Origin of the sequence: Bacillus sp. FSL K6-2819 (assembly GCF_038008305.1) — a bacterium.
GTDB classification, from domain to species: domain Bacteria; phylum Bacillota; class Bacilli; order Bacillales; family Bacillaceae; genus Bacillus; species Bacillus amyloliquefaciens.
In genome coordinates, this window is record NZ_JBBOYV010000001.1 from 2,270,130 (window position 1) to 2,285,854 (window position 15,725).

The 15,725-nt window shown below is 45.1% G+C and carries 18 protein-coding genes; 5 read left to right on the forward strand and 13 right to left on the reverse strand.

Annotation, left to right across the window (positions count from 1 at the left end):
- Positions 1 to 15: 15 nt before the first annotated feature.
- Positions 16 to 522 carry a PTS sugar transporter subunit IIA gene (locus MHH91_RS11695; protein ID WP_013352638.1) on the reverse strand — a complete coding sequence of 169 codons (507 nt, stop codon included), beginning with the start codon at positions 520 to 522 and terminating at the stop codon, positions 16 to 18.
- A 136-nt stretch (positions 523 to 658) separates the two neighbouring features.
- Here MHH91_RS11695 and MHH91_RS11700 point away from each other — a divergent pair, with 136 nt between their 5' ends.
- On the forward strand, positions 659 to 1,072 hold the full coding sequence (locus tag MHH91_RS11700; protein ID WP_014470060.1) for an Hsp20/alpha crystallin family protein: 414 nt from the start codon (positions 659 to 661) through the stop codon (positions 1,070 to 1,072).
- Positions 1,073 to 1,101: 29 nt separating this feature from the next.
- Here MHH91_RS11700 and MHH91_RS11705 read toward each other — a convergent pair whose 3' ends face one another.
- Positions 1,102 to 1,599 (reverse strand): YppG family protein, encoded by a 498-nt coding sequence (locus tag MHH91_RS11705; RefSeq protein ID WP_061573792.1) that lies wholly within the window; start codon positions 1,597 to 1,599, stop codon positions 1,102 to 1,104.
- 188 nt (positions 1,600 to 1,787) lie between these two features.
- Between MHH91_RS11705 and MHH91_RS11710 the strand changes: the two genes are divergently transcribed.
- On the forward strand, positions 1,788 to 1,970 hold the full coding sequence (locus tag MHH91_RS11710) for a YppF family protein (RefSeq protein ID WP_003153532.1): 183 nt from the start codon (positions 1,788 to 1,790) through the stop codon (positions 1,968 to 1,970).
- A gap of 38 nt (positions 1,971 to 2,008) precedes the next feature.
- Here MHH91_RS11710 and MHH91_RS11715 read toward each other — a convergent pair whose 3' ends face one another.
- Both MHH91_RS11715 and MHH91_RS11720 read right to left on the reverse strand, forming a co-directional pair.
- Positions 2,009 to 2,377 carry a YppE family protein gene (locus tag MHH91_RS11715; protein ID WP_013352641.1) on the reverse strand — a complete coding sequence of 123 codons (369 nt, stop codon included), beginning with the start codon at positions 2,375 to 2,377 and terminating at the stop codon, positions 2,009 to 2,011.
- 45 nt (positions 2,378 to 2,422) lie between these two features.
- Positions 2,423 to 2,665 carry a DUF5446 family protein gene (locus MHH91_RS11720; protein ID WP_013352642.1) on the reverse strand — a complete coding sequence of 81 codons (243 nt, stop codon included), beginning with the start codon at positions 2,663 to 2,665 and terminating at the stop codon, positions 2,423 to 2,425.
- 204 nt (positions 2,666 to 2,869) lie between these two features.
- On the opposite strand from MHH91_RS11720, the gene sspM reads away from it, so the two are divergent.
- On the forward strand, positions 2,870 to 2,974 hold the full coding sequence (sspM, locus tag MHH91_RS11725) for an acid-soluble spore protein SspM (protein ID WP_013352643.1): 105 nt from the start codon (positions 2,870 to 2,872) through the stop codon (positions 2,972 to 2,974).
- Positions 2,975 to 3,016: 42 nt separating this feature from the next.
- On the opposite strand, the gene MHH91_RS11730 is transcribed toward sspM, so the two are convergent.
- Complete coding sequence (locus MHH91_RS11730; protein ID WP_013352644.1) at positions 3,017 to 3,979, reverse strand: DUF2515 domain-containing protein; 963 nt, start codon at positions 3,977 to 3,979, stop codon at positions 3,017 to 3,019.
- A 41-nt stretch (positions 3,980 to 4,020) separates the two neighbouring features.
- On the opposite strand from MHH91_RS11730, the gene recU reads away from it, so the two are divergent.
- Positions 4,021 to 4,629 (forward strand): Holliday junction resolvase RecU, encoded by a 609-nt coding sequence (gene recU, locus MHH91_RS11735; protein WP_014470057.1) that lies wholly within the window; start codon positions 4,021 to 4,023, stop codon positions 4,627 to 4,629.
- 38 nt (positions 4,630 to 4,667) lie between these two features.
- Positions 4,668 to 7,448 carry a PBP1A family penicillin-binding protein gene (locus tag MHH91_RS11740; protein WP_013352646.1) on the forward strand — a complete coding sequence of 927 codons (2,781 nt, stop codon included), beginning with the start codon at positions 4,668 to 4,670 and terminating at the stop codon, positions 7,446 to 7,448.
- Between the two features lie 77 nt (positions 7,449 to 7,525).
- Here the strand turns inward: MHH91_RS11740 and MHH91_RS11745 are convergent, their stop codons facing one another.
- The 8 genes from MHH91_RS11745 to dinG form a co-directional block, all read right to left on the reverse strand.
- Entirely contained in the window at positions 7,526 to 8,017 is a 492-nt protein-coding gene (locus tag MHH91_RS11745) for a YpoC family protein (protein WP_013352647.1), read from the reverse strand.
- Positions 8,014 to 8,673, reverse strand: coding sequence for an endonuclease III (nth, locus tag MHH91_RS11750; protein ID WP_013352648.1), 660 nt, complete (start codon positions 8,671 to 8,673; stop codon positions 8,014 to 8,016). Before nth ends, MHH91_RS11745 begins: the two co-directional genes overlap by 4 nt.
- A gap of 18 nt (positions 8,674 to 8,691) precedes the next feature.
- On the reverse strand, positions 8,692 to 9,390 hold the full coding sequence (dnaD, locus tag MHH91_RS11755) for a DNA replication protein DnaD (RefSeq protein ID WP_013352649.1): 699 nt from the start codon (positions 9,388 to 9,390) through the stop codon (positions 8,692 to 8,694).
- A 94-nt stretch (positions 9,391 to 9,484) separates the two neighbouring features.
- Complete coding sequence (gene asnS / locus MHH91_RS11760) at positions 9,485 to 10,777, reverse strand: asparagine--tRNA ligase (protein WP_013352650.1); 1,293 nt, start codon at positions 10,775 to 10,777, stop codon at positions 9,485 to 9,487.
- 134 nt (positions 10,778 to 10,911) lie between these two features.
- The gene (locus MHH91_RS11765; protein ID WP_014470056.1) at positions 10,912 to 12,093 is read right to left on the reverse strand and encodes a pyridoxal phosphate-dependent aminotransferase; all 1,182 of its coding nucleotides are present in this window, start codon (positions 12,091 to 12,093) and stop codon (positions 10,912 to 10,914) included.
- A gap of 22 nt (positions 12,094 to 12,115) precedes the next feature.
- Positions 12,116 to 12,601, reverse strand: a complete 486-nt coding sequence (gene tseB, locus MHH91_RS11770; protein ID WP_013352652.1) for a cell wall elongation/penicillin-binding protein regulator TseB — start codon at positions 12,599 to 12,601, stop codon at positions 12,116 to 12,118.
- 10 nt (positions 12,602 to 12,611) lie between these two features.
- Complete coding sequence (locus MHH91_RS11775; RefSeq protein ID WP_003153512.1) at positions 12,612 to 12,782, reverse strand: YpmA family protein; 171 nt, start codon at positions 12,780 to 12,782, stop codon at positions 12,612 to 12,614.
- Between the two features lie 147 nt (positions 12,783 to 12,929).
- On the reverse strand, positions 12,930 to 15,716 hold the full coding sequence (dinG, locus tag MHH91_RS11780; RefSeq protein ID WP_013352653.1) for an ATP-dependent DNA helicase DinG: 2,787 nt from the start codon (positions 15,714 to 15,716) through the stop codon (positions 12,930 to 12,932).
- Positions 15,717 to 15,725: the final 9 nt, after the last annotated feature.

Sequence of the window (15,725 nt, forward strand, 5' to 3'; positions counted from 1 at the left end):
GGAATAGCCCCCTGCCTACTTCATTTTTATTGTAAAAAGCTCTGTTTGTCCTTTTTTCGCCTCATTTGCGCCTGCAAATTGCAAAGGCTCTGCGGCATCACCGTTCATAATTACCATAGGGATGACGGTGCTGCTTGCTTTTTCTTTTATTAAATCCAGATTGCAGGTTAAAAGCAGGTCGCCTGTCTTGACTTTGTCTCCCTCTTTTACATGGGCTTCAAAACCTTCGCCGTTCATGTTTACGGTATCTAAACCGACATGTATCAAAAGTTCCGCTCCGGAAAGGGTGCGGATGCCGACAGCGTGTTTTGTATGAAACAGCTGAATCACTTCCCCCTCAACCGGTGAAACAATGTCTCCGTTTGCAGGTTCGACGGCGATCCCGTCCCCCATCATTTTTTGTGAAAATACGGGATCCGGCACTGAAGCCAAATCCATCACCGCTCCGTCAGCCGGAGAAAAAATCACTTCCTCGGCCGGCTTTTTCCGGCTGTCTCCCAATCCGAATAATTTTTTCAGCAATGTGTTGTGCTCCCTTCCTAAATCTGAATCCGTTACCAGTTTATTCTCCACTATTTAACCATACTTTCTTTTTTCCTTCAATTCTTAACCATACGGGATAACATCGCATAGTCTGTTGTAAAAAGGCGGTGGTCATATGGATCAAAATGAAAACGATAAACGTTATTTAGAAAGAAATGAAGACATCATCAGCCATGCGATGGATCAATTTTTTCAATCAGGCACCTTCTCAGAATTGATGCAGGGCTTTCAGCATCTTGTCAATTCGGCTTTCACTGAAGCACAAGTGACGATTGACGTCAGGGAAGAGCCTGCGGGCCTCTCAGTTGACATCAGCATCCCTCAGACATTCCGTGACGGGGATATGCTGGTGGAAACGAAAGAACGCTACCTTCACGTGACTATTCGGCATGATCATAAGCAGGCGCATTCATCCCATATGTCTTCAAGCATGACAAGAACCGTTGTCCTCCCTTATGAAGTGCGTGAAGAAGATATGGAAACATCCTGGAATGAGCAGACGCTTACCCTCTTTTTCCCTAAAAAATAAGCATGAATGATATCTATCATTCATGCTTTTTATTTAAAGATACTGGTAAATCCTTTCACAAGCGATCCGACCTGGTTTACGGCGCTTACCATCTGCCCTGTCGTATCCATCATTTTATTAAAGTCAAACTGTCCGTTCGTCTTTTTAAACTGAGAGAGTATGCCTGAGAATTGGGAAGGCTGCTGCTGATTCGGTCTGGGAACGGGGTAAGGATTCACAAATCCCGGCGGTCCCCCGGGCATGCCTGCCTGAGGAGGAGCGAGATTATACGTCTGCTGCATTTGACCATATTCCTGATTTGGATAAAATTGCGGCGGAAACTGCCCTTGCTGATGATACTGCTGCTGCAACGGCTGCTGCAATGGCTGCTGCAACGGCTGCTGCAATGGCTGCTGCAATGGCTGCTGCAACGGCTGCTGCAACGGCTGCTGCAACGGCTGCTGCAACGGCTGAATCTGCTGCGGATAGAAATAGCCCATTGGCTGCTGCTGGTACATATTTTGATATGGCTGCGCTCTCCATTGCATGTGACATTCCCCCTATACCTCTCACTAAGTTTTCTTCTATATATGTATGAATTCCGCCTTGGTTATGTGCTTTCGGAGAGCCTCATCTTTGTCAAATGCTGTCGAAAGTCTTAATTTTTTAAAAACAGAAAAAAGTCGAATCGTTATGTTAACATAATCTCAACATACATGAGAGGGGATGCACCATTATGAACGTATCATACTTAAGAAAACGTTTTGCAGAAGTGAAAAAATATGAAACAGATTGTGCAGATAAACTGATGGACTTTGCAAAGTTTCTCTATATTCAAGGCCATCTCACGGCAACCGAATTTCGAAACAGTATGAAGGTTCTCGAAGCAAGTGGAGCAGAAAACCCGGCGTATGAATAACATACCCGCCCCCTTTATATAAAAGAAGGCAGCTATTTTCAGCTGCCTTCTTTTTCAATTTCATCCCTTAGTATACGAAGCGTATATAAAACAGATTCAGTTAAATCCTTGTATCTTTTTTTATGAATATGATGAACATATGATTGGAGCATCAGCTCTCCGAAATTTTCTGTAACGGCCTGAATTTGTGCATGATGAACGTATTTCGGACGGTTTTCCTGAATAAACGCAAGCGCTGCTTCAGTCCAAAACGCGCAAAGCCGGTCTTTTTTTTCAACGTCAGGTTTAATGATGTCAAAAAAATCATATGAACGGCCGGTTTCTTTTCCTTCCTGATACCTACTTTCGGCTTCAAGAGCCGCCTCTATCATTTGTTCTGTCAGTTCCAATAACGACTGTGTCTGCAAACGGACTCACCTCAGTACATATCGTACCAAAGATTTCGCACAAAATCAGCTAATCCGGCAGGCTCTCGGCAAATCTTTACGCCGGTCAGGCAAAAACAGATCATCAATACAAACATGAAGCTCGCGGGCCTCTTCCTCAAGGCGGGCAAGCCGTTCCTGCCTGATTTCTTCAGCTTCCGCCTGACAGGACTTAACTGCCTTGGTAAGTGTCTTTTCAGCGGCAGAAATCCGGACTTCGATATCAGAAAGCAGACGGAGAATATCGGCCTTACTCGTGTAAACAGACATTCATGTTCCTCCCTTTTATCACTTGCGTCTCTCCGAATATAATTCTCGTTTTTATACCGCTCTCCTCCGCACATGACAAAACTAGAAGGAGTTCGGCAAACAAACAGAGATTATCCTAAAAGGCGGACTTTTCGACAAAAAAGTGCCGCAAACTTTGTATGAACCGGCACGTTAATGCAAACGATACAGTTGAGGAGGTGCCGTATGAAAACGAGACCGAAAAATGCAGGTAAACAGCAAAAAAATGAAGCAAAAACAACTGATACGCTTGATAAAAAATTAGGCGGCCCAAACCGCCCTTCCACGTAAGACACCAGAGCCCGAAACCGCAGCGAACGGTTTCGGGCTTTTTCATTTCGTCAGCCACTCTTTTACCGCGAAAAGCGCATGGAGCTCACGTCTTTTCTGTAAATACCAGTCGGTCAGTTCAAGCTGTTCCGGCATTTTCTCCTGTAAAAAAGCCCCTTTCCATAACCTTTTTTGAAACCAATCCGTTTTTTTGCCGTCTAATGAGTGGGCAACAATGGGATAGGTTGTCCTCAGCATCGGTGATGTTCTTTTTTTGATGCCGATCATTTTCTCCATATCAAAGCGAGAGCCGGTATGAGGAACGGTATCAAGAAATCGGTAAAAAGAAGCGTGAAGATCAGGGCTGAACAAAAGACGGGCAAGCTGTTTTCCGAGCGTAATTCTTTCTTCCGTTTTTGAGAACCGTTTGACGGAAATTCCGTATAAACATCCGTCAAATGAGGGAAATATCACCGTATTAAAGTGAAACCAATCACTTAAATAAAAAGGAATCGTGCCAAAAACATTCTTTTTAAACGAAGGATTTTGTATAATAGGTGCTTGGATAGTGTTTTGTTCATTTATAATAAGAGCATACATGAGCCGTTCCGTATCTCCGTCACGCCAAAAACGGAGCCATTCTTCCTGCATAAAAGCCGAGACGCGGAAATAAGGGAGATGGCGGAAAAGAGGTTCGCCGATTTGTTTTGACCACTGGTAGACCAGAAGCTGAGGATAGGCATCAGAAAAAATAAGCCAATTCGCCCTTTCATACGAAAGGAAAAACCAGTTTTTCTGCCTGCTGTCAAGGCCCTCCTGGTAGAGAATGCCTCTTAAATCAGTCATCGACCAGCCCGCATTGCGGGACACAAAGGATGCCAAAAGCGACCACTTGATCTCAGGGTGGCGGTCATAATATGCTTTATAGGCATTCGTCCGGGAAACGTTATCGGCATTTTTTCTTTTCGTCTCTTTTTCAATCTGGCGAAGAATGGCGGTTACGGTCTGTCGTTTATGCACGTTCATTCACTTCCGTCACTATTAGTTTGATAAGGAGGATGGAAAAAGTGATTCGGTATCCGAATGGAAAAACTTTTCAGCCGAACAAAACGGTTTCATCCCAAAACAGCCAGAAACGGTCCCATTCATACAGTAATCGCGGCATGACCCTCGAAGACGACCTGAATGAAACGAATCAATATTATCTGGCTAACCAAATTGCTGTCATTCACAAAAAGCCGACACCCGTCCAGATTGTAAACGTCCATTATCCGAAAAGAAGCGCCGCAGTTATTAAGGAAGCTTATTTTAAGCAGTCTTCGACAACCGATTACAACGGAATTTATAAAGGGCGCTACATTGATTTTGAGGCAAAAGAAACAAAAAACAAAACGGCATTTCCCCTGCAGAATTTTCATGATCATCAGATTGAGCATATGAAGCAGGTAGTCAGGCAAGACGGCATTTGTTTTGTTATTATATCCGCTTTCGAAAAGGTTTATTTCCTCGAAGCTGACAAGCTGTTTGTCTTTTGGGAAAGAAAGGAGAACAACGGCAGAAAGTCAATTCGCAAAGACGAATTAGAAGATGCTTCCTTTCCGATTTCCCTTGGATACTCACCGAGAATTGATTATATTAGTATTATTGAACAGCTTTATTTTTCGCAGGAACAGTAGACTGAGCGAAAGGTTGATTAACGAAAGGTTGAGATGTTATGTCAGATCAATTTAAGAGCCGTGAAGAACGCCGAAAGGCAAGGCAGACGAAAAGCCCCAAGCCTTCTTCACCGAAAAAAGGCAAGAAACAGCGTAAAGGCGGTTTATTCAAAAAGATTGTACTGTCCTTGGTTATTCTGTTTGTCCTCGGCATAGTCGGCGGAGCTGCGGCATTTGCCGTTTTAGTTTCCGGTGCGCCGTCTTTGGACGAAGCCAAGCTGAAAACGCCTTACTCTTCAACAATTTACGATAAAAACGGCAAAGAAATCGCGGAAGTGGGCGGCGAAAAACGAACCTACGTCCCGATTAAGGATATACCCGATGTTGTGAAGGAAGCTTTTATCGCAACAGAGGACGCCCGTTTTTATAAGCACCACGGAATAGACCCGATCCGGATCGGAGGCGCCTTGGTCGCCAACTTTACGGATGGTTTCGGTTCAGAAGGCGGAAGCACAATCACCCAGCAGGTTGTGAAAAACTCGCTTCTGACCCACCAGAAAACGATTAAACGGAAAGCTCAGGAAGTATGGCTTTCACTGCAGCTGGAGCGCCATTATTCTAAAGATGAAATTTTAGAAATGTATTTAAACAAAATTTATTTCTCACCGCGCGCCTACGGCGTCGGTAAAGCCGCTGAAGACTTTTTCGGCGTGAAAGATTTGAGCAAGCTTACGGTTGAACAGGCAGCAACCCTTGCCGGAATGCCGCAAAGTCCGACCGGATACAACCCGGTTAAAAATCCGAAGGCTTCTGAAAAACGCCGGAACATCGTTCTCAGCTTAATGGAAAAACAAGGATTTATCTCAAATTCTGAATACCAAAAAGCAAAGAAAGTGTCCATGAAAGATGAAGGCGTCGTCAGCCAAAAGGAATACGATAAAAAGGACACAAATAAATACAGCGCTTTTGTCGAAGAAGTTATGAAAGAAATTGAGACAAAAGAAAAGAAAGACGTCGATATTTCAACTGACGGATTAAAAATTTACACGACTCTTGATACGAAAGCACAAGATTATCTTGATCAATTGATGAACGGCGACACAGTCGGCTTTACCCAAGGCATGCAGGGCGGCGTCACCCTCCTTGATACGACAAACGGAGAAATCCGCGCCATCGGAGCAGGACGAAACAGAACTGCCGGGGGATTTAACTACGCGACAGACACTCAACGCCAGCCAGGTTCAACGATAAAACCGATTCTTGATTACGGTCCGGTCATTGAAAATAAAAAATGGTCGACGTATGAGCAGATTGATGACTCAGCCTATACGTACTCTGACGGCACTCCGATTCATGACTATGACAATAAATACAGACAAATGATAACAATGCGAGAGGCTCTCTCAGACTCACGTAATATTCCTGCTCTGAAGGCATTCCAAGCAGCAGGTAAAGATAATGCCGTCGACTTCGCAAACGACTTAGGACTAGGATTAAACAAAGACAGTGTAACAGAATCTTATTCGATCGGCGGTTTTGGAGCTGATAACCCGGGCGTTTCCCCGCTGACTATGGCTGGTGCCTACAGCGCTTTTGGAAATAACGGAACGTACAATGAACCGCACGCGGTCACATCGATTGAATTTAATGACGGAACTAAGCTTGATTTAACACCGAAACCGAAGAGTGCTATGAGCGATTACACGGCATTCATGATTACCGATATGCTAAAAACAGTGGTGCAGTCAGGAACGGGTAAACTGGCTCAAGTACCGAACGTGGAAGTCGCCGGTAAAACGGGTACGACAAACTTTACTAAAGAGGATATTCAAAAATATAACATTGCTCCAGGCGGAGTACCGGATTCATGGTTTGTCGGCTACACCCCTCAATATACAGCGGCGGTTTGGACCGGTGTTGAGTCTGGTAACAAAGCAGGTAAAAAATCATTATCTTATGCAGACCAGCAAGTTGCAAAACGGATTTTCCAAAAGCTGATCTCCTATGTTGATGACGGTAAAGGAAGCTTCAAGCAGCCTGACAGCGTCGTGAAAGAAACAGTTGAGAAAGGCTCGAACCCCGCCGCTTTAGCCGGACCGAATACGCCGGATGATAAAAAAGTGACGGAGTACTTCGTGAAAGGAACGGAGCCTACTGCCGTTTCTAAAACGTACAAGAAAGAAAAAGCCAATAAACCGACAGGCTTGCAAGTGAAGTACGACAAAGACAAAAAATCATTAAACTTAAGCTGGGATTATGATGGTGATGCAACATTCAATGTCAAACAATCTGTTGATGGCGGAAGCTACAGCGACATTCAAAACAGTTCGGCAAAAGAAGCCGTCGTCTCAGATGTCACCCCTGGGTCCACATACAGCTTCCAGGTGACAGCGGAAAATGATGACGGAAAGAGCGATACGGCATCAGCATCTTTCAAAGTTCCGAAAGATGAAGAAGACAATGCAGATAAAGATAAAGCGACTGACGATGAACAGAAACCTGATGATAAGGATAAAGACAAGACCCAAACCGATGATTCAAAAACGGACGACAATCAGACGGATACGTCAGACGGATCGGATCAAACACCTACTGATGACCCGAATAAAAATCCGGATCAATCCAATCAGGATCAAACGGATAATAACAATCCGAATCAGCCTGGTAACGGGACGGATAACAACGGACAGCAAGATAACAGCTCTGACAATAGTTCCGATACCGGTTCAGATGGTTCAAAAAATCCTGACAGCGGCCAGAAGGATAAAAACCAAGACTCATCTTCAACTGTCAACGGCCAGTCAAATTCGTCAACCATCCAGTCAAATACCGCTAATTAGCGTGCGAAATCCTTCACCTCAAACAGGTGAAGGATTTTTTCATGCAAAAAAACCTCCTTAAGAGAAAAGGAGGTTTTTTATAATTTGTTCATGACTTCATATTTATGATATTGCTTTTTCATCTCCGTCATTAATTCATCCAGCTGAATAAACGAGTGAAATTGAGTCGGTTTTGTTAAAATAAACGCCATTCTCTCCGCCCAATTAATCGGTTCCGCGGGAAAATGCTTTGTTTCAAGGACAGACCAATCGAGTGATGTGACCCGCTCCCCTGCCGTCCAATGAAAAGCGGCAATCAGACAGACGATCCCTTTCAGCATGTCGTTTTGATCACATCTCGATTTCCTTGTTTGAAAAACGGGGAGCAGCGCTTCTTTCGTCTCGTTCCAAATCTGAAAAAGAAACGGAACATATTCACTCCTTTCCCTCCATGGCTGCACTTTCGGCTGGCCGCTGAAATCCATATACAGCGGATGGCGGCGCAGCACCGTTTTGATCTCGAGGTTTTCCAGATCTGTAAGACTGCGCAGGTATGTTTCATAGCCTGCCAGAATGTCAATCGCCGTCACCGTTTCACCAGTCCTTTTTTGTCACGCTTCTGCCCTTCCCTGCATAGCGAAAGCAAAGGACATTCCGCACAGCGGGGGGATTGCGCTTTACAATGATAGCGCCCGAAAAATATTAGTCTGTGATGTGTGACAGACCAATCCTCTTTCGGCACTTTTTTCATTAATGTTTTCTCTACTTCTAATACAGAGTCCTTCCAGCGGCAGATGCCAAGCCGTTTCGAGACCCGTTCCACATGAGTGTCTACTGCAATTGCAGGTACACCGAAAGCAACGGACACGACCACATTTGCCGTTTTCCGTCCGACACCCGGCAGCTTCACAAGCTCATCTCGGTCTTTCGGCACTTCTCCGCCGTACTCTTCGATAATCATTTTGCTCAGCTTTTGAATATTCTTGGCTTTATTTCGGTACAGTCCGATTGATTTAATATCCTGCTGGAGTTCTTCCAGCGGTACGGCCAAATAATCTTCGGGCCGTTTATATTTTTGAAATAGCGTTTTTGTCACTCTGTTGACGAGAGCATCCGTACATTGCGCAGATAAAGCGACTGCCACAACCAGTTCGAAAGGATTTGAATGGACAAGTTCACATTCTGCGTGCGGAAACATATCGCTGATTTTATCAAGACAATATTCAATCTGCTTTAAATTTAACACGTTTCTCTCCTTCTCATGTTACTGTTCCAGCCAATTGTAAAAAGGCACCTGCCTCGTATACTCTTTTTGCGGTTCATTTTGTTTCGTTTGAACGCGCCGGAATTTTTGGCTGTGCGCCTTCGCCTGCTCAACCGTTTTGAAGCCGTTCTTTTTCCATTCAAATAAAATCCGGTCAATATAGCGAAAACTGAGCTTTCCTGATAAAACAGCTTCTTTTAACGCATGTTTAATCAAAATCGCATCATGCTGATCCTGGTCCTGCCATATGGCCAGCGTCTCACATTCAAGCGGAGACAGCGGTCTTCCGAATTCTTCTTCAAAGATGGTGTACAGGCTTTTTTGCTCTCTTTCTGACGTTCTTTCCTGCGTTTCGTTTTGTGAATGCTGAATGTAATCATACAGCTTCGCCCATAGCGGCTGCAGAGAATATTTTTCGAACTTTATGCCGTTATGATCTTCACATTCTTCAATGAACAGAAAGCCTTTTTGAATGAACATTCTCAGACAGCTTGTACATTCTTCAGCAGAAATGGACATGCCTGATTGAAGTTCAAACGGCGTCGGAAAATAAGAGCCCTTTTCCAAATGCATTTTAATCTTCAAAAGCAGGATCAATTCGGTTTCATTCAGCCCGAGCTGCCGATAATGTGTCAGCAGCAGGTTAGGGATGCTTGAAATGCCGAGTTCCTGCATATCTATAAATTGCTGTTTTTTCATGCTTACACCTCTTACTGTAAAAGGTTATCTCCGGGAGCTTTCCCCTTTACTTAGAAAAAGTCTCCCTTACAGGAGACTTCGTTTTTTATAACTATTACGGATACAGACGGTTCAGAAGTCTTGGGAACGGAATCGTTTCACGCACGTGAGGCGCTCCGCTAATCCAAGCCACTGTCCGCTCAAGTCCGAGGCCGAAGCCGGAGTGCGGAACAGAACCGTATTGTCTGAGTTCAGCATACCATTTGTACGCATCTGAATCCAGACCGTGCTCTTTTAATCTTTCTTCCAATAAATCCATATCATGAACGCGTTCTGAACCGCCGATGATTTCCCCGTAGCCTTCCGGAGCGATCAAGTCCGCACATAACACGACATCGTCACGATCTTTAGCAGGCTGCATATAAAACGGTTTTAATGACGTCGGATAATGAGTGATAAACACCGGTTTGTCATAGCTTTCCGCGATCGCTGTTTCATGCGGCGCACCGAAGTCATCTCCCCATTCAATATCGTCGAATCCTTTTTCTTTCAGGAATTCGATCGCTTTATCATACGTAATGCGCGGGAACGGCGCTTTGATTTGTTCAAGCTTGGACGTGTCTCTACCTAATGTGTTCAGCTCGATCTTACAATTTTTCAGGACGCTTTGTACGATATAAGCAACATAATTCTCCTGAACTTCAAGGTTTTCTTCAAATTCGACAAATGCCATTTCAGGCTCAATCATCCAGAATTCGATGAGGTGGCGTTTCGTTTTTGATTTTTCCGCTCTGAATGTCGGTCCGAATGAGAATACTTTTCCAAGCGCCATTGCTGCAGCTTCCATATACAGCTGGCCGCTTTGAGACAAGAAGGCGTCTTCATCAAAATATTTCGTCGCGAACAGCTCAGTCGTGCCTTCAGGAGCGCTTCCCGTCAAAATCGGCGGATCAACTTTCACGAAGCCTTCTTTGTTGAAAAATTCGTAAGTCGCACGGATGATTTCGTTGCGGATTTTCATAATCGCATGCTGGCGTTTCGAACGGAGCCATAAATGTCTGTGGTCCATTAAGAATTCCGTGCCGTGCTCTTTAGGTGTAATCGGATAATCAGTCGCTTCGTGAATGACTTCAATGGACGTAACCGCAAGCTCATAGCCAAGCGGTGAACGCTCGTCTTCTTTTACAATCCCTTTTACGTAAAGTGACGTCTCCTGCGTCACTGATTTTGCGATTTGGAAGATGTTTTCTTCAACTTCAGCTTTGACGACAACTCCCTGAATGAAGCCCGTACCGTCTCTCAGCTGTAAAAATGCGATTTTACCGCTTGAGCGTTTATTCGCGACCCAAGCTCCAATCGTTACTTCCTCGCCTGTGTGTTTATACACTTGGTTGATTGTTGTTTTCAAAATCTTTCCCTCCAGAACAAGAAAGACATTCAGGAATCTGCCTGAATCTCTTTTTTCATCACTTTATTATACCCGTTCTACTCTTACGGGGTCAATGCAGATGAAAAGCGGCTTCAAAAGCCGCTTTTTCAGAATCAGCTGTGTTTTTCCGTAAAGCGGCGGATTCTCTCGACCGCTTCTTCTAAAAGATCAAGTGACGTTGCGTAAGATAAGCGGACGTTGTCTGGTGAACCGAAGCCCGAGCCCGGCACGATGGCGACCTTTTCTTCTTCCAGAAGCGCCTTCACGTATTCATCGACATCTTTAAATCCGCAGTTTTCTGCTGCCGCTTTGGCGTTAGGGAACAAGTAAAACGCCCCTTCAGGCTTGACACAGGTAAATCCGGGAATTTCACTGAGCTGAGCGTAAATCGTATTCAGTCTGTGCTCAAATGCCTGCCTCATCTCTTCCAGCGGCTCAGCCGGCCCGTTGTATGCCGCAATGGCGCCGTATTGAGCGATGGACGTCGGATTTGATGTGCTGTGGCTCGCAAGGCTCGTCATCGCTTTGATAATCGGCTCGGAACCGGCCGCATAACCGATTCTCCAGCCCGTCATGCTGTGGGATTTCGACACGCCGTTAATGATGATCGTCTGCTCTTTCAATTTATCTGAAAGCTGTGCGATTGAGACGTGTTTTTTTCCTCCGTATGTAAGCTTCTCATAAATCTCGTCAGAAACGATCAGAATGTCATGCTCCAGGCACACTTTTCCGAGTTCTGCAAGCTCTTCTTTCGTATACATGACACCTGTCGGGTTGCTCGGTGAGTTGATAATGATTGCTTTGGTTTTCTCCGTGACCGCCTGCTTCAGCTGCTCCGGTGAAATTTTAAACTGATTGGACTCCAATCCTTCGATATAGACGGGACGCCCTCCCGCCAATTTCACCTGCTCTGGATAGCTTACCCAGTAAGGAGTCGGTATAATCACTTCATCCCCTTCATCGAGAATGACCTGAAATAACGTATACAGGGCGTGTTTCGCTCCGGTGCAGACAATGATTTCAGACGGTTGATATTCAATTCCCTGATCATTTTTGAATTTTTCAGCGATACTGTCTTTCAGCGCCGGCAGACCGCCAGAAGGCGTATATTTCGTATGTCCTTCATTCATGGAACGCACCGCGGCATCTATAATGTGCTGAGGCGTATTAAAATCCGGTTCTCCTGCTCCCAGGCCGATGACATCATGGCCTTCTGCTTTCAGCTGTTTCGCTTTTGCGGTAATTGCAAGTGTTGCAGACGGTGTTAATGCGGATACTCTTTTTGCCAATTTCAACTTGAACTCCCCCTAATACGTCTCACGGTGTGATGTTTTTGAGAATCTTGCCGCTTGTAAAGTCCACATAGCTAAAACTATATTGCCCGTTTTTGTTGATGTAGGTCACTTCCCACAGCAGGACATCATTTTCTCTCGCCAGGTGGACGTCATTCAGCTTGGAAACAAGCCCTGCGTCCTGAACGATCTTGGCAGCCTTGCCGCTTGAAATGCCGTCACTGGCTTTTTTCGAGAGAATTTTTGCTTTTTTGTCGGCCGGAACCCATACATACATGTCTTTTCCTTGTTTATCCGTTCCGGAAACAACGTAATACTTCTGTTTACCGACAAAGGTTTCCACTTTCTCAGCATCTGTCAGATTCGTTTTTTCTTTAGCGGCAGCGGCAGCTGTTTCGTGGCCTTCTTCTTTTTGAGCCATTGCAGATTTAAAAATGCTGGCCGAAAATAAAAGAACTGCTAAAAAAATAATACCAAATACGGCTGTAAATATTAATGCTTTTTTTCTCATCTTTTTTCACCTATGTGCGATAAATGGTGAAGACCGCTTCATTTTGATTTTCTTCGTCAAGCGCAAGTCCGAACATCAGATTGTCCCTTTTCAAAGTCCGGTTTAATGTATCGACGATTTTATATAAATCATCCGAATGCTCCACATTAATCGTAGAAAGAATCTCAATTTTGCTTTCCATTTTTATACCCTCCATCGGTCGAACAAATTTTGTTAGTCATAACGGGATACACGCGCGGCATAATAAAATCACAAGGCGGCATGAACCCGCTTTTACTATATAAACAATTCCTCATCCCACACCACGAAAGCCGCGTTTATGCGGCTTTTATTCCGTTTGGCTGACGTAATCTGCGAGTTCGTCATCCGTCAGTTCCAAAAGGGATGACGTCGGGAGCGCTTCAAGAAACAGCCGTCCGTACCCAGCCGTCTTGACACGCTGATCTAACAGAACGATCGTTCCTTTGTCTCCCGCCGTACGGAGCAGGCGCCCGATTCCCTGTCTGAACGTTAATACGGCCTCAGGCAGAGAAATGGTCTGAAACGGGTTTTTCCCCTGCTTCTTAGCGTATTCGCATTTTGCGGCATGAAGCGGGTTATCAGGCGCCCGGAAAGGAAGCCTTGCGATCATGACGGTTGACAATTCATCTCCCGGAAAATCAACGCCTTCCCAGAAATGATTCGTCCCGAGCAAAATCGCCCGGCTGGCCGTTTTAAAGGTTTTCATTAATTTACCGGGACTCCCGCCCGAGATGCCTTGGCCAAGAAGCTGAATGCCTGAGATCTCCATACTGAGTTTCAATTCCTGATACACTTTTTTCAGCATATCATGAGATGTAAACAGGATAAGGATCTTCGGCTGTTTTCCCTTTGACATGATTTCTGCATACTTAGCAATATGCTCAATGACTTCCCGCTCTCCGTCATATTTGACGGATTTCATTTCTTTCGGAATGATGACGTTCATCTGATCATCATAAGAAAAAGGAGACGGGATGCTTTTGGTGCGCGGATAAAAGTCCGAAAGTCCCAGCCTTTCAATCATAAATTGAAAAGACTGCTCCACCATTAAGGTCGCTGATGTGAGCACAACGCTTTTTTTGCGGGCGAAAAACTGGTCCGCCAGCATTTCACCGGGCTCCAGGGGCTGTGCATAGATGCTGACGGCGTTTTTTGCGCCTTTCGCATCAATTTCAACCCAAACGGCCTCTTTCTCATCATTTTCAAACAGCAGCCGGCTGAACGTATCACGGTATTCTCTCAGCCCTCTGATACACTTTACATATTCGGCCGCTAAAAAAGCCGCTCCGCTTTTCATCTCATCAAGCTTTTGATGTAACATTTTCTCCTGTACGGAAAACAAGTCGAGCAGCTGATCAAGCATCGCACAAAGCCGCTCCGCTCCGTCCGTTATCATGAAAAGCCCTTTATCCTGGCTTTTATGATTCAGACTATAGACGAGACGGTTCAGATCGTCTTTAGGTTTTCTTCGTTTGACAAAAGAATGCACTGAACTGAAAAATGCGTCGCTTTCAGATTGAATATGCTTCATCCACTCATCGGCGTCAAAAAAACTTTCCGCCGGCAAATCATACGTATAAAACAGTTTTGTCATCCGCTTTAACAGCCCGTGTTCCTTCAACGTTCCGATTCGGCTGAGCTTTGTGTGCAACCCGATGTATGAAGCTCTGCGTCCTAAATGCTCGCTGGCGGCGCGTTCGAAATGATGCGCTTCATCAATGATGACCGTTCCGCTTGCAGGCAGTTTTTTTGTTTCACTGCTTTGATCTGAAAACAGCAAAGCATGGTTTGTGATAATCAGATCTGCGGCCTGCGCTTTTTCTTTAGCCCGTTCATAAAATCCGGCGGCCGATTCCTTCCCTTTTTTCAAAAAAGAATCCTCATCATAAGACATGCGCTCCCACAGCAATCTCCCGCCCGAAGGAAGATTCAGCTCAGCTGAGTCGCCCGTTTCAGTCTCCGTCAGCCAGATGAGAAGCTGCGCCTTCGTCAGAACCGCATCATAGTTGTCATCTTCCTCATGCAGAATATGTTCAAACTTGCGCAAGCACAGATAATGCGATTTTCCTTTTAAAATAGCGGCCTGAACCGGCCAAGGAAACATACACTCCAAAAGCGGAAGATCTTTAGACATGATCTGCTGCTGCAAAAGAGTAGAGTACGTGCTGATAATGACGGGAGTTTGTTCCGCTTTGGCAAATAAAACAGCCGGAACGAGATAACCGATCGTTTTTCCGATGCCGGGCGCCGCTTCAATAAGCGCATGCTCCCGATTGCGGAAGGCACCAAGGACTTCATCCATCATCGAAAGCTGCCCTTCCCGCCTTTCATAGCGGGGGATGATGTCAGATAAGAGCCGTTCTTTTTCTTCGTTCCATTTTTCAAGGTCAATGGCAGCGCTCACCGGCCGGGATGCCGGGATTTGTTCGGGCTCTTTAATTGAAAAAGAGGCATATGGAATGCAGCTCTCTTCTGCCGCCGGCCTGTTTTCATGAATAAAAGAATCCAAAAGCAGCGTCAAATCGCTGATAAAATGCTGTGAAAGCCTTCTAAGCTGCTTTAACGTCGGCAAAGGCAGATGTTTCAGTTTATGTAAAATGTCTAAAAAGATCAGTCCCGTAACCTCCGCATCACTGTCTGCGCGGTGAGGCCGGTCATGAACAATATTCAGCTCCGCGCACAATTCACCGAGCTTATACCCTTCAAATCCCGGGAAAACAATACGCGAGAGCTCAACCGTATCAAGCACTTCGCAATCCGTCAGCTCATAACCCGCTTCGCTCAGTTCATGCCGGACAAATCCGAGGTCAAAATGAATATTGTGCGCAACAAAATACGCGCCGTCAAGCAGATGAAAAATCTCTTCTGCGACCGCTTCAAACGGCAGTTCATTTTCAACCATACCGGTTGAAATTCCGGTCAGCTGTTCAATAAACGGCGGGATGTCCTGATTCGGATTGATATATTTTGAAAACCGCTCAGTTATTTGTCCATTTTCAATGACAACCGCTGCGATTTGAATGATTTTATCGCCCTTTTTCGGCGAATTTCCTGTTGTTTCGACATCTATGACAACGAACCGTTGCTTGTTCATTAAAATGGA